Genomic DNA, 16,871 nt, shown 5'->3' with positions numbered 1-16,871 from the left:
GTCAATATGTAACACGTCAGCACCCACGAACAAGTGAGGCGCGCCCTCGTCCGCCGGCGCGTGAGCACCGACGGACGGGAGCGCACCTCACGTGCGCCGCGTCGCTCCGCTACGGGGCGGTCACCCGGAACGAGTCGAAGGAGACACCGAGTGCCGCCGTCGCGCTCCCCGAGCGGTTGCCGCTCAGGCCGACCGAACCGGCCCCCTGCAACGGCGTCGCATCCGTCGCGTTGAGCTGCCAGTTCGCCGGCTCCGTGCCACCCGACGCCCAGATCTTCGCCGAGATCGCCGTCGGCGACGTGCCGGTGACGGAGACCTTCAACGTGTAGGAAGTGTTCGCCGTGAAGGCGAGCCCTGACACGGGCTGCGTCAGCAGCACGGTGCCGTCGCGGTGAGCCACGAGCCAGATGGTCCCGTCAGGACGGAGCCATGCCCGGACCAGGTACTTGCCTGCCGCCGACTGACGCGCGATGACTCCGATGTACGCGCCGCCCGCTGCCGGGGCCTGATCGACGCGGAACTGCGTCTGAAGGACGGCATCGGTGATCGAGGTCGTGTTGAGTGTCGCGTGGCGCGTGTCCCCGGCGATCAGAGCCATCTTGCCCTGGCCGTCCGCCACGGTGGCCGCTGCCTGCGAGCCGCCGGCGATCGTCCAGGCGCCGCCCACGACCGCGCTGCCCCAGCCGGGGCCGGAGGTCCGCTCGAACTCGTCGCCTGCCAACGGAGCGGGCTCGGGCTCGGGATCCGGGTCGACAGGAGCCGCGGCGACCGTGACCTGCTTGGTCGCGGTGTGCGTCGCCCCCTTGTTGTCTGTCACGGTGAGCGTCACGGTGTAGGTTCCGGCTGCGGCGTAGGTACGGGAGCTGGTCGCACCCGTGCCCGTGGAGCCGTCGCCGAAGTTCCAGGCGTAGGAAGCGATGGTGCCGTCCGAATCCGTCGACGCGGTGCCGTCGACGTTGGCCGTCAACGCCGTCGCGGTCGCCGAGAAGGCGGCCACCGGTGCGACGTTGGTGGGCTCGGGCTCCGGCTCGGGATCCGGCACCACGGCGCCGAGGTTCTTCAGCGTGAAGTCGTCGAAGCTCGCGAGGTTGGTGCCGGTCGCCGTGCCGGAACGGTACGAGTACACGGTGGGCGCTCCCGCGACCTGGAGGGCCGGAGTCGCGTCCGTCGTCGACAGCTGCCAGCTGGCGGGCTCTGCGGCTCCGCCCGCCCACAGCTTGGCGCGGATGGTGGTGGTCGTCGAACCGGTCGTCTCCATCGCCAGGTTGAACGTGCTTCCCGCTGTCCACGTGAGACCTGCGACAGCGGTGCTGGCGATCGCCGTGCCGTTGCGCTGGATCACGAGCCAGGAGCTGCCGTCGGCGCGGTGCCATGCGAGTGCGCGGTAGCCGTTGGAGCCGGACCGACGTGCGCCGAGCCCTTCATAGGCGACACCCGTCGACGGCCCGGAGGACAGCGTGTAGCTGATCCGTGCCGAGGTGTCGAGCAGAGACGTGCCCTGCAGGAGCATCTCGCGGGTCTCGCCCGGCGTGAGGTTTACCTTGCCCACTCCGTCGCCGACGGAGGTGACAGCGGCGGAACCGCTCATGGGTGCCCACGTGCCACCGGCATCGGCTGCACCCCAGCCGCTCGAGACCACGCGGCCGAACGAGTCGGATGCCGCGAAGACCTGAGCCTGCGTCGTCACGGACTTCGTGACGCTCGCCGACCCGCCGAGGCTGTCGGTCACCGTCAGGGTGATGTCATGTGCACCCGCCTGGCTGTACGTGTGACCGGCGGTGGCTCCCGAACCAGCGGGAGTACCGTCGCCCCAGTTCCAGGAGTAGGACAGCGTCGCCCCGTCAGAGGCACTCGACCCGGCCGCCGAGACGTTCACGGTCATGCCCGAAGCCGTCGACGTGAACGTCGCGACCGGATCTGCGTGAGTGGTGACCGCCTGACGCGTGGTCGTCGCCGTGCCGCCCCGGTTGTCCGTGACCGTCAGGGTCACCGTGCGCGTTCCCGCCGTGGCGTACACGTGGCTGGCGACCTGGCCGGTCGACGTCGTTCCGTCACCCCAGTTCCATGCGTACGAGGAGATGGTGCCATCGGAATCGGTGGAGGCAGACGCATCCGCGGAGACCGAGAGTCCCGTCCCGGTGACCTCGAAGGACGCTGTCGGCAGCACGTTCGCCGCCTGGACCACGACCGGCTTCTCGGTCGTCGCGGCCAGCCCGTTGCTGTCCGTGACGGTGAGCTTCGCCGTGTAGGTTCCGGAAGCCGCATACGTGTGCGAAGCCGTCGCCCCGGAGCCCGCCGGCGACTCGTCGCCGAAGTCCCACTGGTAGTCGGTGATCGTCGCGGAGCCGGCCGGAGCCGAGGCGGCGGCGTCGAAGGCCACATCGAGATCCGTCGCGGTCGCCGTGAAGGACGCGGTCGGTGCCTGGAAGCCCTTGCCGACGCCGTAGTGCGTCTGCACCTGGGCCGGTGTCAGCGCGAACGGGTAGACGGCGACCTCGTCGAGCGCTCCCTTGAAGTACTTGGAGCTCGGTGCCGAAGGCCAGCTGCTGAGGTTGTCCCCGCCAATGCGCCAGTAACCGAGGTAGTTCTCCGCGCTGGTGCCGGAGGCGTCGGAGGCGACGAGCGTGCCGTCGACGTACAGCTTCATCCCCGCAGAGCTCTGCGTCGCCACGGCATGGTGCCAGGCGTTGTTGTTCAGGGCCGTGCTGTTCTGAATCGTCCGAGTGCTCCCGTCATAGGCGCCGAAGACGAGCCGACCGTTGTTGGTCATGTAGAGGTGACGGTCGTAGCTGGTGGAGTCGCCGGAGGCGGCGCTCCCGTAGCCGATCAGCTTTCCACCGGTGGTGGAGTTGGTCTTGAACCACAGCTCGGTCGAGTACTCGGAGGGTGCGGCGACCTTGTTCGTCGTCGCGACGCGTCCCGTGGAGGTACCGGTGAATGTCGATGCTCCCGTCGCGGTGTTCGCGACGCCGGACGTGGATGTCGTGACACCCGAGCCGAAGACGGGCGTGTTCGTACCGGCCCAGTCCTGCGGGGAGTTACCCAGCGGGTAGTAGAGCTGCGGCGCGTCGGCGGTCACAGCATCCACGTACGTGGATGCTGCCCCTGCCGTCACCGTCGCGCTGACGGCCTGGCTGCTCACCGCGTTCCCGTTGCCGTCCTTCGCGACGACGGTGTACTCCTGCTGAGTCCCGGGAGGCGCCGTCTTGTCTTCGAGGCTGATCGTGGGGCGGTTCCACCAGGTCGCGTCGGCCGTCAGAGTGGCGACCGGCGTCGCGGTGCCCGTGCGTCGCAGCTCGTACGTGAGCGTCAGATCGTCACGATCCCAGTTCGAGGGGATCGAGACGCGCACGCGACCGGGGATGAAGGACTGCGCGGTGGCGGTCCAGTTCGCTCCGGAGAGACGCGGACCGTCCTTCGCTCCGCCCGGAGGCGTCGTCGAGAAGCGCACGAGGCCCTCGAAGCGCCCGTTGTTGACCGAGCGGAACTCTCCGCCGATCGAGATCATGTTGCCCGCTCCGGTGATGGAGAGGCCGGCCTGCCCCATGCCCGTCGTCACACCGACAGCCCAGTCGGGCGTCCAGGCGTAACCGGACGGCGCCGGTGTACCGGCCCAGTTCTTGTAGGTGCTGCCGGCCGCGGGCTGGTTCCCCAGCGTGCCGCGGGCGTCGGCCGTGTAAGCCTCGGAGTAGCGGTGCGTGCGCGGGTTCTGCTCGGGGTGCATGCCCATCGTGCCGCAAGCGTGCGTGTGGCTCGTCGTGTACACGACCTTGCCTGTGGAGTAGACGCCGTAGTGGTCGCCGAGGCAGTCGGAGATCCAGCGCACCTGGCCGGTCCCGGCCTCTGCCGCGAACGTCCCTTCCAGGTTTCCGGTGGCGGCGTCGGCATACACCCAGCCGGTGCCGTACACGGCGTTGGCATCGGCGGCCAGGCCGAAGATGCCGGCCTTGCCGGAGTTGGCGCCGGTGATCGAACCGTTCTTGACGGTCTGCGGGAGCGCCCAGGCGGTGTCGACGGCGCCCGTCGTCTTGTCGAGCGCGACGGTGCCGCGCATCGCCAGGTTGCCGTTGACCTGCGAGAAGCGACCGGCCGCGATGACGTTCTGCCCTGCCGGGTCCATCACCATCGCGTCGACCTGCAGGTCGCTCTGCGGTGCCCAGCTCAGCAGGGCGCCGTTGGCGGCGTTGAAGCCGGCGAGGTTCTTGCGGGCCGTGCCGTTGCCCTGCGTGAACAGACCACCGACGTAGACACTCGACCCGGATGTGGCCAAGGCGTAGACGCCCGTGCCGCCGATCGACGGGTTGAACCCCGGCACCAGCTGGCCGGTCGCCGCATCCAGGGCGGCGAAGTTCCAGCGCGCCTGTCCGTTGACCGAGTTGAACGACCCGCCGATGTAGATGCGACTGCCGTCGGGCGAGGCCGCGACCGCCTTGATCACGCCGTTCACCTGCGGCGCGAACGACAGCAGCTGGCCCGTGTTGATGTCATAGGCGAGGACGTTCGACCGCGCGGTCAGACTCGTGCCCGGGACCGCCAGAGGCGCGCGCGCATTGTCGAACTTGCCGACCGCGTACACGGTCGATCCGATCGTCGTCTGCGCCCAGACGTAGCCGTTGTCGATCTGGACCGTCGGAATCGGATCCGACGTCACGACGTTGTCGTCCCGCTGCAGCAGCGGCGGCGGAGACACGTCGGCAGCCGAAGCGGCCTGTGCCCCCAGCGTCGTCATCCCCGCGACCAGCAACGCTGCTGTCACGACAGAAGCCAGCGCTCCCAGCGCCCGCTTCGTGATTGTTGTGTTCCCCATTAGTGACTCCCCAGCCGCAGAACGTTCTTGAGTATGAAATTGCGAAAGTGTGATGAAAGATCGGTGCGCGACAGCGCGCGCATTGTCAGGACAGCGTGCCGGCGAAGGTCGCCACCGGCTCGCCCGCGGCGTAGTTGACGCTGATCTTCACGGAGCGCCCCTTCGTCGGATCGAGCATGAAGACGTAGGTCCCGGTGGCCTTCGCGCCGGCGGCCAGGTCGCCCGTCAGCGGCTTGTTCGGCCCCGCGGTCGTGCCGACCCCGATATCTCCGTCGTCCGTCGTCAGACTGACGACGGCGGATTCGACGCTCTGCGCCCGCTTCGAGTCGTTGGACACGGAGACGGCGACCACGACGGCCGGACCGGCGTACTCGCCCGGCGTCTCCGGCTTGACGGTCATGGTCGAGATCTTGTCGATCGTGACGACCATGTCGGTCGACAGGGCGATCGGCTCGTCGAGCGCTCCGCTCTCCTCCGTCAGTGACGGCGCCTCGGTGGGCCCTGCGGCCTCATCCTCGGCAGGCGGCGTCCAGTCCGTGGTGCTGGTGCCCTCGGGCGTCGGCGACTCGGAGGCGTCGGGGGCTGCGGTGCAGCCTGCCGTCACGAGTGCGAGCGCCACCAGAGGCGCGATGAACATCGCGCGTCTCGAGCGCGAAGTGCCGTCCCCACGACGGCATGATGAAACATTGAACACTGCAGCTCCCCAGAACCCAGATCCCCATTCCGAAGCCCCCTCGGCCTCGGTCCCCACCGCGCAGAACGCGGCATCGGCTAATGATAGTGCGGGGAGTGGGAAACCACAAGGGTTCGCTCAGGATGCGTGCCGTCGGTGCCCGCCGAGCTGGGCGAGGATCGTCGCCGTCGACGACTGCACCTCGGCGAGGGTCTCGCGGTGACCCCGGCTGCCGTGCCGGTCGGCGATGCTCGCCGGATCGGCGGATCCCCGGTTTCCGAAGAGACGTCGGATCCTGCTCCCGACTCCGTCGCTGCCGGCGAGCGGCACCGCCCGGGAACGCGCTCGATCCAGATACGCGACGTAGTCCGCCACACGGTCGGGTCCTGTCGACGAGAATCCCGCTCCGAGATGGGCGGCTTCCTTGAGCGTGAACATCCAGTCGCGCGAGCGCGGAGCGAGCCGCACCAGCTCGCCGCGGATGTCCCGCGATGCGGTGAGGATCAGGGTCGACTGCTCGATGAGGTCGATGGTCACCGGCCGCGCGTGGTGGGACTGCGCCTGTTCGCGCCATCCCTCGTCATCGTGGAGCGACGAGACCAGCGTGCAGACCGCATCACCCTCGGTCGCGCGGACGCCCGCACTGCTGACCGATATCGATGAGTCCTCCCCGAGTCCCCGTCGCAAGGCGAGCTCCGCCAACGGCGACCGGCAGACGTTCGCGGCGCACACGACCAGGATCTTCTCACCGGTCATGCGTCGGCACCGAGCCTTCCGATCTCGCGGAACCATTTGACCGCGGCGAGCGCGAGGAACAGGACCGCGGCGGCGCACAGCAGGCCGTAGCCGATGAGGAACGCCGGCGTCCACCCCCACAGCACGAAGACGAGGCAGACCAGACCGAAGTCGGTCGGCAACAGGATGAGCGATCGCACGAGCGTGCCCCCGCCGCGCTCGTGGGTCGACGCCACCGCGTGCTTGCCCTTGAGCAGGTCGTTGAGGAGCATCCCCGAGAAGGTCGTCGACGCGACGATGCTGAACACGATCGGGATCAACAGCAGCACCGGTGTCTCCGGGAGGACCCGGTAGAGACCGATCAGCACCCCGAGGTGGAGGGATGCGATCTTGAGGGTGTCGATGAAGTGGTCGAGCCATTCGCCCTGCGGACTGCCTCCGCCGCGCAGACGCGCGACCTGGCCGTCGGCGGAGTCCCAGGCGTAGCCGAGCACGAGCAGCACCGCGATCAGGAAGCCCATGGGCACGTTCACGGGTCCGAACGCGATGAGTCCGATCGCGACGAAGGAGTGCACCGCACTGATGATCGAGACCTGGTTCGGCGTGAGCCCGATGCGGTAGGCGACGGCGGCGAGGACCCGTCCGATCCGTCGGTTCACGTACACGGAGTACGCGGGGGCACCACGTGCATGGCCCTTCTGCGCGCGCGCGAGACGTCGGTATGCGTCTACGACCATTTCCTGCCCTTCCGATCGGTCCCCTGGGTGCGTGCGATCCGTCGAGCCTCTCGCACCCCGCGAAGGTAGGCGCGGATCGGAGCGGCCGACTGGATCAGCTGACGGCGTCCACCGCGGAGGATCACCTCGCGGGCTGTTCGCGGGATCGAGCGGCGCCAGCGCCGCACGCCCGCATCGTCGAGGTGACGCACCGCGAAGAGCATCCGGTTCCGGATGTTGTAGTAGTAGTAGGTCTCGGATTTCGCCCGCGAGACCTGGGGATCGGCGCGCTGCGTGCCCCCCTCGTCGTGCACCGCACTCGCGTCTTCGACGAGCGCCAGCGATCCGCCGGCCGACACGACCTTCCGCGAGAAGTCGACATCCTCCCAATAGAGGAAGTAGTCGTCGTCGAATCCTCCGGCGAGCTCCCAGACCTCCCGCGTGATCCACAGGCATGCACCGCTCAGCCAGGGTTCGAAAGGCTGCGGATCACCCGTCACGCGCTTGCGTCGTGCGCGCATCGTGCCGTCGTCGAGCAGGAGGTCGATACCGGCGAACCACGTGCGTCCGTCGGAGTCGGAGATCATCGGTGACGCGAGTGTCTTCCGGGAAGCCGCGGTGGCGGATTGCAGTCGGCGCAGCGACTCGCGGTCGATGTGCGCATCCGGGTTGATGACCAGGACGTCGGTCGCCCCGTCGGCGAGCGCGCGCTCCACGCCGATGTTCACACCGCCGCCGAAGCCCGTGTTGGACTCGGGGGCGATCAGCACCCACTCGTTCGCCCGCGCGACGTCTTCCGCGGCTCGACGCTCGTCAGCGGTGGACCAGTTGTCGACCACGATCACCGTCGCGCCGGGGTCGATCGTCCGCGCCTCGCGCGCGACGACCACCAGATTGCGCTGCAGAAGCTTCGCCGAGGCGTAGTTCACGACCACCACGGCGAGCCGACCGTGCTCGGTTGACACGCGATTCTCTCCCCCCGGATCCGCATCGCGGATCACCTCGGGTCGCCGGCCGAATTCCCCAGAGTCGCGACCGACGTCGACTCCCAGGAGAACGACTATACGCGAGAGACGCCTCCGGGCATGGGCTTCAGGGCGATCACGGTACGATGAGGCCCGCGCCGGAGTGAAGGCGCGAGACTGCCATGGGGATGGTGCGGATGACCAGGGGACCGGAATCGAGCGACATGATCGCAGTGACGATCGGCATACCCACCTACCGGAGGCCGGACCTCCTGGAGGCACTGCTTCGCACCCTGCCGTCGCGCATCGCTGAATGCGCCGACCTCGGTCTCAACATCGACGTGCTCGTCGTCGACAACGACCCGGAAGGGTCGGCACGCGAGGTGGCCACCGGCACAGAGCTCCCTGTTCGCTACGTGGTCGAGCCGACGGCGGGGATCGTCGCCGCTCGCAACCGGATCCTCGACGAATGCGGCGATCGCGACCTCCTCGCCTTCATCGACGACGACGAGATCCCGCGGGAAGCCTGGCTCTCCTCTCTCCTCACGGTCTGGCGCGAGCAGGGAGCCGACGCGGTGATGGGACGGGTCATCTCCGTCTTCGACGAGGACGTCGATCCCTGGCTGCTCGCCTCCGGCACGTTCCGGCGACCGCCGAGGAAGACGGGCACGGTTCTGCAGGTCGCGGCAGCGGGGAACCTCCTGCTCGACCTCCGCTCCATCCGCCGGCTCGGCCTGCGCTTCGATCCGTCGCTGGGGCTCGGCGGCGGCGAAGACACCCTGTTCTCCCGGCAGCTGGCTCAGCGCGGCGGCCTGATCGTCTGGTGCAACGAGTCCGAGACCGAAGACCTCGTCGTCGCCGCGCGACTCAGCCGGGCGTGGGCGGCGCAGCGCGCATTCAGCTCGGCGAACGCCGGCACCCGGATCCAGCTGCAGCTCACCGAGGGGCGGGCGCGACGAGGGGTCCTGCGCGTTCGCGCCCTGGTCGGCGGTGTCGCCAGGATCATCGTCGGCGGTCTGCGACGAGCCTTCGGCGCGCTGACCCGCAACATCACCCACCACGCCAGAGGCACGCGCCTCGTGCACCGAGGTCGCGGCACGATCGCGGCCGCTCTCGGTCGCCGCTACGACGAGTACCGTCGCCCATCGGAGGATGACACCACCATGACCGAGACCGCTTCCACCATCCGCGTGATGCAGTCACTCGGCGCGCCGCGTGCGACGACGAACCCGTACAACAAGATGCTCGACGAGGCTCTGGGGTCCACCGAGGGGCTCGAGCGACTGCGCTTCTCGTGGGGCACGGCGCTCTTCGGGCGCTACGACGCCTTCCACTGGCACTGGCCAGAGGCCAAGCTGCACGGCTCGACCTGGTGGAAGTCGACCGGGAAGTTCCTCCTCACCACCGCGCTCGTCTTCCGGCACCGCCTCTCGCGGCGGATCGCCGTGGTGCGGACGGTGCACAACATCGAGCTCCCCGACGACAACGCGCCACGGTTGTGGCTGCTGCGCTTCATCGATCGCCACACCGACTACCGGATCGTCATCAACGAGACGACGCCGCTCCCGCCGGGGACGCCGCACAGCCTGATCCTGCACGGGCACTACCGCGACTGGTACGCGAAGTTCCCGGCGGCCGAGCGGGTGCCCGGTCGACTCGGATCGTTCGGCGGGGTGCGCCGCTACAAGGGCCTGGAAGGGTTCATCGACGCCTACGCGGAGGCCGTCACGACCGAGCCGACGCTGAGCCTGAAGATCGGCGGGCGCCCGTCCACCCCCGAGCTCGGCGACGACTTGAGGGCGCGGACCGCGGGCCTTCCCGGCGTCGAGCTGCACCTCGACTTCCTGACCGATGCCGAACTCGTCCAGCTCGCGACCTCGTCCGAGCTCATCGTGCTGGCTTACCGGTTCATGCACAACTCGGGCAGCGTGCTCGCCGCCCTGTCGATGGCGCGCCCGGTACTGGTGCCGCGCAACGAGGCGAACGAGGCGCTGGCGCGCGAAGTGGGCGCCGCGTGGGTGCTCATGTACGACGGGGACCTCGATGCACCCACGGTCGTCGAGGCCTGGCGCGCCGCATCGACGCTGACCGGGTCACCCGACCTCTCCCGACGTGAGTGGGCCGATGCCGGCCGTGCACACCGGGACGCGTTCCGCGAAGGCGTCGCCCTCAAGCGTCGGCACCGCTGAGCGGCATCGCGCCACGGCGTCGGAGCGCGTCCACCCCGATCACACCTCGTGCAGCAGCCCCTGCACGAGGGCCGCGACCATGGTCTGCGTCGTGAACCTCCGCTCCACCTCGGCCCTGCCGTTCCGCCCGAGTTCGGCTGCGCGCTGCGGATCCTCGAGCAGCCTCAGCATGGCATCCGCGAGTTGCTCCGCATCCCCCGGAGGCACGAGGTGTCCGGTGTGCCCCTCGCTCACGTACTGACTCATGCCGGGCGTGTCCGAGACGACGACCGGGCGGGCGGTCGCGAGCGCTTCCAGCGCAACCGTCATCCCCGAGGCGTGCAGGTTCGGCCTGGTCGGGACGACGATGACACTGGCGGTCGCATAGAGATCTCGAAGCTGCGCGTGCGGCATGTGCCGCACCACCCGAACCCCCTCGGGCGGTGCGAGATCAGAAGAGGTCTGCACCACGACCTCTGTCTCCGGCCGCGCGGCGAGCACGCGTGCGAGCGCCGCGTAGAGCGTCGCCGGATCGCGGTCTCGGTCGTTGCCGACACTGACGATCCGCTGCTGCGTCGGGAAGGGCTGCGCGCCGAAGAAGTCGCTGTCGATGCCGAACGGGATCGGGAAGACCCGCGGACCCCGGTTCCCCAGCAGGCGCCGGAGCGGGTCGACCTGCGCTTCGCTGAGCACCCACGCCGACTCGGCCCCGCTCAGCATCGAGAGCAGGCGGGTCGGAGTGGATCCGGCCTGCGCCATGTCGGTGAGCCAGATGACCCCGGTGGCGTAGCGGACGTGGGGATGGAGGATCTGCAGACGATACGCGGTGTTCTCGTCCCACGTCACGGCCAGGCCCTCGACGGGGCGAGGTCCGATGCCCAGCCGCGCTCGCACACGAGCGACCCGACCGGGCGGCGGGAGATCGACCACCTCCACGGCCGCATGATCACGCAGCGCATCCAGCCCGTAGGGCCAGACGCTCGGGACCTCTCCCCTGGCATGGCTCCGCTCCCAGGCCGGTACCGACTGTTCGGCACGATGAGCCCAGGTGAGAGACAGCGAGGCACCACCCTCGGATTCCACGAGCCAACTATGGACCTCCGCGCAACTCCTGACAAGGATCGGTTTTCGGCAGTGCACGCGCCGAGCTCGGCACTGCGGGTGTCACAGCATCCTCTCGCCCTGCGACGAGGGGACCCGGTAGAGTCGGTCGTACGACTGTGGGGGTCGTCGGACGGCAGGGGATGGCCGTCCCTTCTGTGACGCCACCATGGACATCGACGTTTTCACGAGGGGGATCATGAAGGGCATCATTCTGGCGGGCGGTTCGGGCACGCGACTGCATCCGATCACACTGGGGGTCTCGAAGCAGCTCATCCCGGTCTACGACAAGCCGATGGTCTACTACCCGCTGTCGACGCTGATGCTCGCCGGGATCCGCGACATCCTCGTCATCACCACGCCCCACGACGCCGCCCACTTCGAACGGCTCCTCGGAGACGGCTCGCAGTTCGGCATCTCGCTGACGTTCGCCCAGCAGGAGTCGCCCGACGGGCTCGCGCAGGCCTTCACGATCGGTGCGGACTTCATCGGCGACGACAGCGTCGCCCTCGTCCTCGGCGACAACCTGCTCTACGGCCCCGGCCTGGGCACGCAGCTCAAGCGCTTCGCCGACATCGACGGTGGCGCGGTCTTCGCCTACTGGGTCGCCGAGCCCGAGGCGTACGGCGTCGTCGCGTTCGACGACGACGGCCAGGCGATCTCGCTCGAGGAGAAGCCGAAGAACCCGAAGAGCAACTACGCCGTGCCCGGTCTGTACTTCTACGACAACGACGTGATCGAGATCGCCCGCAACCTGGCTCCCAGCGCGCGCGGCGAGTACGAGATCACCGACGTCAACCGCGAATACCTCGAGCGCGGCAAGCTCCAGGTCGAGGTGCTGCCGCGCGGCACCGCCTGGCTCGACACGGGGACCTTCGACCAGATGACGGATGCCGCCGACTACGTGCGCACGATGGAGCGCCGCACCGGCATGAAGATCGGTGTGCCCGAAGAGGTGGCCTGGCGGCAGGGCTTCCTCGACGACGACGAACTTCGCGTGCGTGCCGAGGCGCTCGTGAAGTCGGGCTACGGCTCCTACCTGCTCGAGCTCCTGGAACGAGGAAAGCGATGACCCGGCTGCTCGTGACCGGCGGCGCCGGCTTCATCGGATCGAACTTCGTGCACCATGTCGTGGCGCATACCGACGCGCACGTGACCGTGCTCGACAAGCTGACCTATGCGGGCAACCGCGCGTCGCTCGCCGGCCTCCCCGCCGACCGCGTCGAACTCGTCGAGGGCGACATCGCCGACGCCGAGCTCGTCGACGCGCTGTTCGCGAAGACCGACGCCGTCGTGCACTATGCGGCGGAGTCGCACAACGACAACTCGCTGCACGACCCGCGACCGTTCCTCGACACGAACATCATCGGCACCTACACGCTGCTCGAGGCCGCGCGCCGGCACGAGCGCCGATTCCACCACATCTCGACCGACGAGGTGTACGGCGACCTCGAACTCGACGACCCGCAGCGCTTCACCGAGAACACGCCGTACAACCCCTCGTCGCCGTACTCGTCGACGAAGGCCGGCAGCGATCTGCTGGTGCGCGCCTGGGTGCGGTCGTTCGGAGTGCAGGCGACGATCTCGAACTGCTCGAACAACTACGGTCCGTACCAGCACGTCGAGAAGTTCATCCCGCGCCAGATCACCAACGTGCTGCGCGGCATCCGCCCGAAGCTCTACGGCGCGGGCCAGAACGTGCGCGACTGGATCCATGCCGACGACCACTCCTCGGCCGTGCTCACGATCCTCGACAAGGGCGAGATCGGTGAGACGTACCTGATCGGTGCCGACGGCGAGAAGGACAACAAGTCGGTCGTCGAGCTCATCCTCACGCAGATGGGGCAGCCGGCGGACGCCTACGACCACGTGACCGATCGCGCGGGCCACGACCTGCGCTACGCGATCGACTCCACGAAACTCCGCACCGAGCTGGGCTGGGCGCCGCAGTTCTCCGACTTCGAGTCCGGCCTCTCCTCGACCATCGACTGGTACCGGGAGAACGAGGACTGGTGGGCACCGGCCAAGGATGCGACCGAGTCGTTCTACGCGGCGAAGGGCCAGTGATGACGGAGTTCGGCAAGGCGCTCACGGTCACCGAGACGCCGATCCCCGGCCTGCTCGTCGTCGACCTGCCGGTGCACGGGGATTCGCGCGGCTGGTTCAAGGAGAACTGGCAGCGCGAGAAGATGGTCGCCGCCGGCCTCCCCGACTTCGGACCGGTGCAGAACAACATCTCCTTCAACGATGAGGTCGGCACCACGCGCGGCATCCATGCGGAGCCCTGGGACAAGTGGGTCTCGGTCGCCACCGGGAAGATCTTCGGGGCGTGGGTCGATCTTCGCGCGGGCGAGACGTTCGGCACGGTCTTCACGACGGGGATCGATCCGTCGCGCGCGATCCTGGTCCCCCGTGGCGTCGGCAACTCGTACCAGACGCTCGAGGCGGACACGGCCTACACCTACCTCGTCAACGACCACTGGTCGCCCGACGCCGAGTACTCGTTCCTGAACCTCGCGGATGAGACCGCCGCCATCGCGTGGCCGATCCCGCTCGCCGACGTCGAGGTGTCACCCAAGGACCTCGCGCACCCCCGCCTCGCCGACGTGACGCCGATCGGACCGAAGAAGATCCTCGTCCTCGGCGGCGCGGGCCAGCTCGGACTCGCCCTGCGCGACGCACTGGGCGACGCCGAGCACGTGGAGTACACGACCCGGGACACGCTCGACCTGCGGGCCGACGACCTGGCCACGGCGCGGCGCTGGCGCGACTACCGCGCGATCATCAATGCTGCGGCCTACACCGCGGTCGATCTCGCCGAGACCGACGAGGGGCGCGGTGACGCCTGGTCGTCGAACGTCACCGGCGTGACGGCGCTCGCGCGCATCGCCGCCGAGAACGGCATCACGCTCGTGCACGTCTCCAGCGACTACGTGTTCGACGGCACGAAGGCGGGCCCGTACACGGAGTCCGATCCGGTGCGCCCGCTCGGGGTCTACGGCCAGACGAAGGCCGCCGGCGACGCCGTCGCCGCCACGGTTCCGCGGCACTACATCGTCCGCACGTCGTGGGTCATCGGCGAGGGCCGCAACTTCGTGCGCACGATGGCCTCGCTCGCCGAGCGGGGCATCTCTCCGCGGGTCGTCGGCGATCAGATCGGGCGCCTGACCTTCACCGAAGACCTGGCCGCGGCGATCCTGCATCTGCTGTCGACCGACGCGCCCTATGGCGTCTACAACGTGACTGGCGCCGGAGAGCCGCGGTCCTGGGCCGACATCGCGCGCGCGGTCTACCGCCTGACCGGGCATGACCCGTCGGGCGTGACCGACGTGACCACGACGGAGTACTTCGCAGACCAGGCCGGTCCGGTCGCTCCGCGTCCGCTCAACAGCGTGCTGGACCTCGGCCGCATCCAGGCGACGGGATGGACGCCGCGGGACGCGGATGCCGCCCTCGAGACGTACCTCGCCGCGAGCAGCTAGAGCTCGCCCGGCTTCATCGCCTCGGCATCGATCGCGCGGATGACGCGCAGGGCGGCGGTGTCCGTCGGCGGTTCGGCGGCGGCGTCGTCGCCCTTGCGTCGCCGCTGCGGTGCGTACACGACGAGCGAGTGGAACAGGAACCGGGCGAAGAACGCCACGATCAACGAGAGCGCCGTCGCGAGCACGCTCGAGATGTGCCAGGACTCGACCATCAGCGCCATCACCGGGATGCGCAGCGCGGCCTCGACGTTGTTGAACGCGAACGAGCTGGCGAAGCGGATGCCGAGGGCGCGGGCATCCGTGCGCATGTCGGCGAACACGAACCGCTCCTGCAGCAGGAAGTTGCCGATGATCGTGACCTCGGCGCCGATGATCGCGGCCCAGACGTAGGGCACGCCCGTGGCGGTGAGCGCCCACATGATCCCGAGGTTCGCGGCCGCGCCGATCACGCCGATGAGCGCGAACAGCGACATCTTCCCGAAGCGCAGCCGGGCGAGGTGCGCGATGAAGGTCGCCCCCTGGCGCAGGCTCGCCTTCGAGGTGCCGTGCCGGCGCTCCGCGAACTCCATCGGCACCTCGGCGATGCGCAGATCGTTGCGCGCGAGGATCTCGAGGAGGATCTTGAAGCCCTGCGGCTGGAGCGCCGTGAGGTCGAGCCGACGGCGGTCGACCAGGAAGAACCCGGTCATCGGGTCGGTGCTGCGTGCGAGACGGAGGGGGAACATCGCCCTGGTCAGCCAGGTCGCCACGCGGGAGACGCCGAAGCGCACCGCCGTGCCGAGCCCGCTGGTGTCGCCGCCGCCGACGTAGCGCGACGCCGCCACCACGTCGGCATCCCCGGCGGCGTGACGCTCCAGCAGCACGGGGAGCAGTTCCGGCGGGTGCTGCAGGTCGCCGTCCATCACGACGCAGACATCGGATGCCGCGGCCTCGAGTCCGACCACCACGGCCCCGCCCAGTCCGTTCGTGTTCTCGGTGCGATGGATGACCCGCACGGGGATCGATGCGTCGACCGCGACCCGTTCGATCTCGACGGCGGTGTCGTCGGTGCTGTCGTCGACGAACAGGATCTCGGCGTCCCACCCGGCGAGCGCGGCCGCGGTTCGGGCGACGAGCTCGGCGACGTTCTCGCGTTCGTTGAACGTCGGCACGATGACCGTCACCGGTGTCCCCACGTCAGCCCCCTGTTCCGCGCACGCACCACGTGCGGCCTCCATCGTTCCATGGGTTGCTGTGGGGAATGAAACCCGGACCTGCTAGACTGTCGAACCGCGGCTGTGGGAGTCGCGAAGCGGATGGGGATCCGCTTCTGGGGAATTACTGATCTGGGGAGATCATGGGGACGCGTATCGGCTATGCCGTTGGTGCTTTCGACCTGTTTCACGTCGGGCATCTGAATCTACTTCGTCATGCCAAGCAGCACTGCGACATTCTGATCGCAGGCGTCGTCAGCGACGAGATGCTGCGCCAGGTGAAGGGCATCGAGCCCGTCATCCCGACGGCGGAGCGTGCGGAGATCGTGAAGCACATCTCGTTCGTCGACGACGTCTACGTGGAGACCACGCCGTCGAAGATGGACTCGTGGCGCGACGTGCAGTTCACGCACTTCTTCAAGGGCGACGACTGGCGCGGCACCGACAAGGGGCTGCGTCTGGAGAGCGAGTTCGCCGAGGTGGGTGTCGAGGTCGTGTACTTCCCGTACACGGCGCACACGTCGAGCTCGTCGCTGCGCCGCGCCCTCGACGCGATCACCGCGGGCGCGAACGCCCCCGCGATGGCCGCGAGTCGCTGACACCACCGACCGCGCGTCGGCTCGGTCAGTTCGCGACGCCGAGCAGGCTGCGCGCCATCCGCGCGACGTGCGGCGGCGTGTGCGGCCCGAGCCAGACCGTCCACTGCGACGGCGGCTCGGAGCAGGTCCACTCCACGCACCAGGCATGCACGGCGTTGGCCAGCCGCTCGCCACGCGTGTGCGCACGGATGCCGTCACCGCGCACCAACCAGCGCACCGATACCCCCTCGGGCACGTCGATGTGACGGAACTGGATGCGCGCCGCGGCTTCGAGGATGATCACGCCCTGCGCGTCCCACGGCAGTCGCGCGGCGATGCTCGCGATGACGCCGGCATCGGCCGCATCACCGGCGATGAGCACGGCGCCTTCGATGTCGTCCCAGTCGGGATCCTGCAGGTGCTCGCATGCGCTGCTCATGGGTTCGAGTATAG

The 16,871-nt window shown here is 68.8% G+C and carries 13 protein-coding genes; 5 read left to right on the top strand and 8 right to left on the bottom strand.

The genetic code is table 11. The annotated features are described in order from the left end of the window. Window positions 1-109: 109 nt before the first annotated feature. From HCX50_RS02985 to HCX50_RS02965, 5 genes are all read right to left on the bottom strand, one after another. On the bottom strand, window positions 110-4,807 hold the full coding sequence (locus HCX50_RS02985; RefSeq protein ID WP_205828739.1) for a PKD domain-containing protein: 4,698 nt from the start codon (window positions 4,805-4,807) through the stop codon (window positions 110-112). A gap of 85 nt (window positions 4,808-4,892) precedes the next feature. Beyond that, a complete protein-coding gene (locus HCX50_RS02980) occupies window positions 4,893-5,444 on the bottom strand; it encodes a DUF4352 domain-containing protein (protein WP_205828738.1) in 552 nt (183 codons plus the stop codon). A 174-nt stretch (window positions 5,445-5,618) separates the two neighbouring features. Continuing rightward, the gene (locus HCX50_RS02975) at window positions 5,619-6,236 is read right to left on the bottom strand and encodes an arsenate reductase/protein-tyrosine-phosphatase family protein (protein WP_167632948.1); all 618 of its coding nucleotides are present in this window, start codon (window positions 6,234-6,236) and stop codon (window positions 5,619-5,621) included. Next, the gene (locus tag HCX50_RS02970) at window positions 6,233-6,952 is read right to left on the bottom strand and encodes a CDP-alcohol phosphatidyltransferase family protein (RefSeq protein ID WP_167632947.1); all 720 of its coding nucleotides are present in this window, start codon (window positions 6,950-6,952) and stop codon (window positions 6,233-6,235) included. The genes HCX50_RS02975 and HCX50_RS02970 overlap by 4 nt, the downstream gene beginning before the upstream one ends. Then, window positions 6,943-7,896: a glycosyltransferase family 2 protein gene (locus tag HCX50_RS02965; protein ID WP_337748974.1), complete on the bottom strand. Its 954-nt coding sequence runs from the start codon at window positions 7,894-7,896 to the stop codon at window positions 6,943-6,945. Before HCX50_RS02965 ends, HCX50_RS02970 begins: the two co-directional genes overlap by 10 nt. Window positions 7,897-8,120: 224 nt before the next feature. Here HCX50_RS02965 and HCX50_RS19815 point away from each other — a divergent pair, with 224 nt between their 5' ends. Then, entirely contained in the window at window positions 8,121-10,085 is a 1,965-nt protein-coding gene (locus tag HCX50_RS19815) for a glycosyltransferase (protein WP_237682291.1), read from the top strand. Between the two features lie 39 nt (window positions 10,086-10,124). On the opposite strand, the gene HCX50_RS02950 is transcribed toward HCX50_RS19815, so the two are convergent. Beyond that, window positions 10,125-11,147, bottom strand: coding sequence for a glycosyltransferase (locus tag HCX50_RS02950; protein ID WP_167632946.1), 1,023 nt, complete (start codon window positions 11,145-11,147; stop codon window positions 10,125-10,127). 217 nt (window positions 11,148-11,364) lie between these two features. Between HCX50_RS02950 and rfbA the strand changes: the two genes are divergently transcribed. From rfbA to HCX50_RS02935, 3 genes are read left to right on the top strand one after another with little or no spacing between them, the layout of a single operon-like run. After that, window positions 11,365-12,237, top strand: coding sequence for a glucose-1-phosphate thymidylyltransferase RfbA (gene rfbA, locus HCX50_RS02945; RefSeq protein ID WP_091035958.1), 873 nt, complete (start codon window positions 11,365-11,367; stop codon window positions 12,235-12,237). Continuing rightward, entirely contained in the window at window positions 12,234-13,232 is a 999-nt protein-coding gene (gene rfbB / locus HCX50_RS02940; RefSeq protein WP_091035812.1) for a dTDP-glucose 4,6-dehydratase, read from the top strand. Before rfbA ends, rfbB begins: the two co-directional genes overlap by 4 nt. Continuing rightward, window positions 13,232-14,647 (top strand): sugar nucleotide-binding protein, encoded by a 1,416-nt coding sequence (locus HCX50_RS02935; RefSeq protein ID WP_167632945.1) that lies wholly within the window; start codon window positions 13,232-13,234, stop codon window positions 14,645-14,647. The genes rfbB and HCX50_RS02935 overlap by 1 nt, the downstream gene beginning before the upstream one ends. Here HCX50_RS02935 and HCX50_RS02930 read toward each other — a convergent pair. Next, a complete protein-coding gene (locus HCX50_RS02930; protein ID WP_167632944.1) occupies window positions 14,644-15,864 on the bottom strand; it encodes a glycosyltransferase in 1,221 nt (406 codons plus the stop codon). The two genes, HCX50_RS02935 and HCX50_RS02930, sit on opposite strands and share 4 nt — an antisense overlap. A 119-nt stretch (window positions 15,865-15,983) precedes the next feature. Between HCX50_RS02930 and HCX50_RS02925 the strand changes: the two genes are divergently transcribed. Then, a complete protein-coding gene (locus tag HCX50_RS02925; protein WP_091035818.1) occupies window positions 15,984-16,439 on the top strand; it encodes an adenylyltransferase/cytidyltransferase family protein in 456 nt (151 codons plus the stop codon). Window positions 16,440-16,464: 25 nt separating this feature from the next. On the opposite strand, the gene HCX50_RS02920 is transcribed toward HCX50_RS02925, so the two are convergent. Next, window positions 16,465-16,857: an SIP domain-containing protein gene (locus HCX50_RS02920; RefSeq protein WP_167632943.1), complete on the bottom strand. Its 393-nt coding sequence runs from the start codon at window positions 16,855-16,857 to the stop codon at window positions 16,465-16,467. Window positions 16,858-16,871 lie beyond the last annotated feature (14 nt).

The sequence above is a fragment of the Microbacterium sp. B19(2022) genome (assembly GCF_012030385.1).
In the GTDB taxonomy this organism is placed as follows: domain Bacteria; phylum Actinomycetota; class Actinomycetes; order Actinomycetales; family Microbacteriaceae; genus Microbacterium; species Microbacterium oxydans_B.
This window is presented reverse-complemented; position numbering and strand designations above follow the sequence as displayed.

Bases quoted from the DNA above. Each gene is read 5' to 3' on its own strand.
- HCX50_RS02985 (WP_205828739.1), bottom strand. From the start codon at position 4,807: ATGGGGAACACAACAATCACGAAGCGGGCGCTGGGAGCGCTGGCTTCT.
- HCX50_RS02980 (WP_205828738.1), bottom strand. From the start codon at position 5,444: ATGTTCATCGCGCCTCTGGTGGCGCTCGCACTCGTGACGGCAGGCTGC.
- HCX50_RS02975 (WP_167632948.1), bottom strand. From the start codon at position 6,236: ATGACCGGTGAGAAGATCCTGGTCGTGTGCGCCGCGAACGTCTGCCGG.
- HCX50_RS02970 (WP_167632947.1), bottom strand. From the start codon at position 6,952: ATGGTCGTAGACGCATACCGACGTCTCGCGCGCGCGCAGAAGGGCCAT.
- HCX50_RS19815 (WP_237682291.1), top strand. From the start codon at position 8,121: ATGATCGCAGTGACGATCGGCATACCCACCTACCGGAGGCCGGACCTC.
- rfbA (WP_091035958.1), top strand. From the start codon at position 11,365: ATGAAGGGCATCATTCTGGCGGGCGGTTCGGGCACGCGACTGCATCCG.
- rfbB (WP_091035812.1), top strand. From the start codon at position 12,234: ATGACCCGGCTGCTCGTGACCGGCGGCGCCGGCTTCATCGGATCGAAC.
- HCX50_RS02935 (WP_167632945.1), top strand. From the start codon at position 13,232: ATGACGGAGTTCGGCAAGGCGCTCACGGTCACCGAGACGCCGATCCCC.
- HCX50_RS02930 (WP_167632944.1), bottom strand. From the start codon at position 15,864: ATGGAGGCCGCACGTGGTGCGTGCGCGGAACAGGGGGCTGACGTGGGG.
- HCX50_RS02925 (WP_091035818.1), top strand. From the start codon at position 15,984: ATGGGGACGCGTATCGGCTATGCCGTTGGTGCTTTCGACCTGTTTCAC.
- HCX50_RS02920 (WP_167632943.1), bottom strand. From the start codon at position 16,857: ATGAGCAGCGCATGCGAGCACCTGCAGGATCCCGACTGGGACGACATC.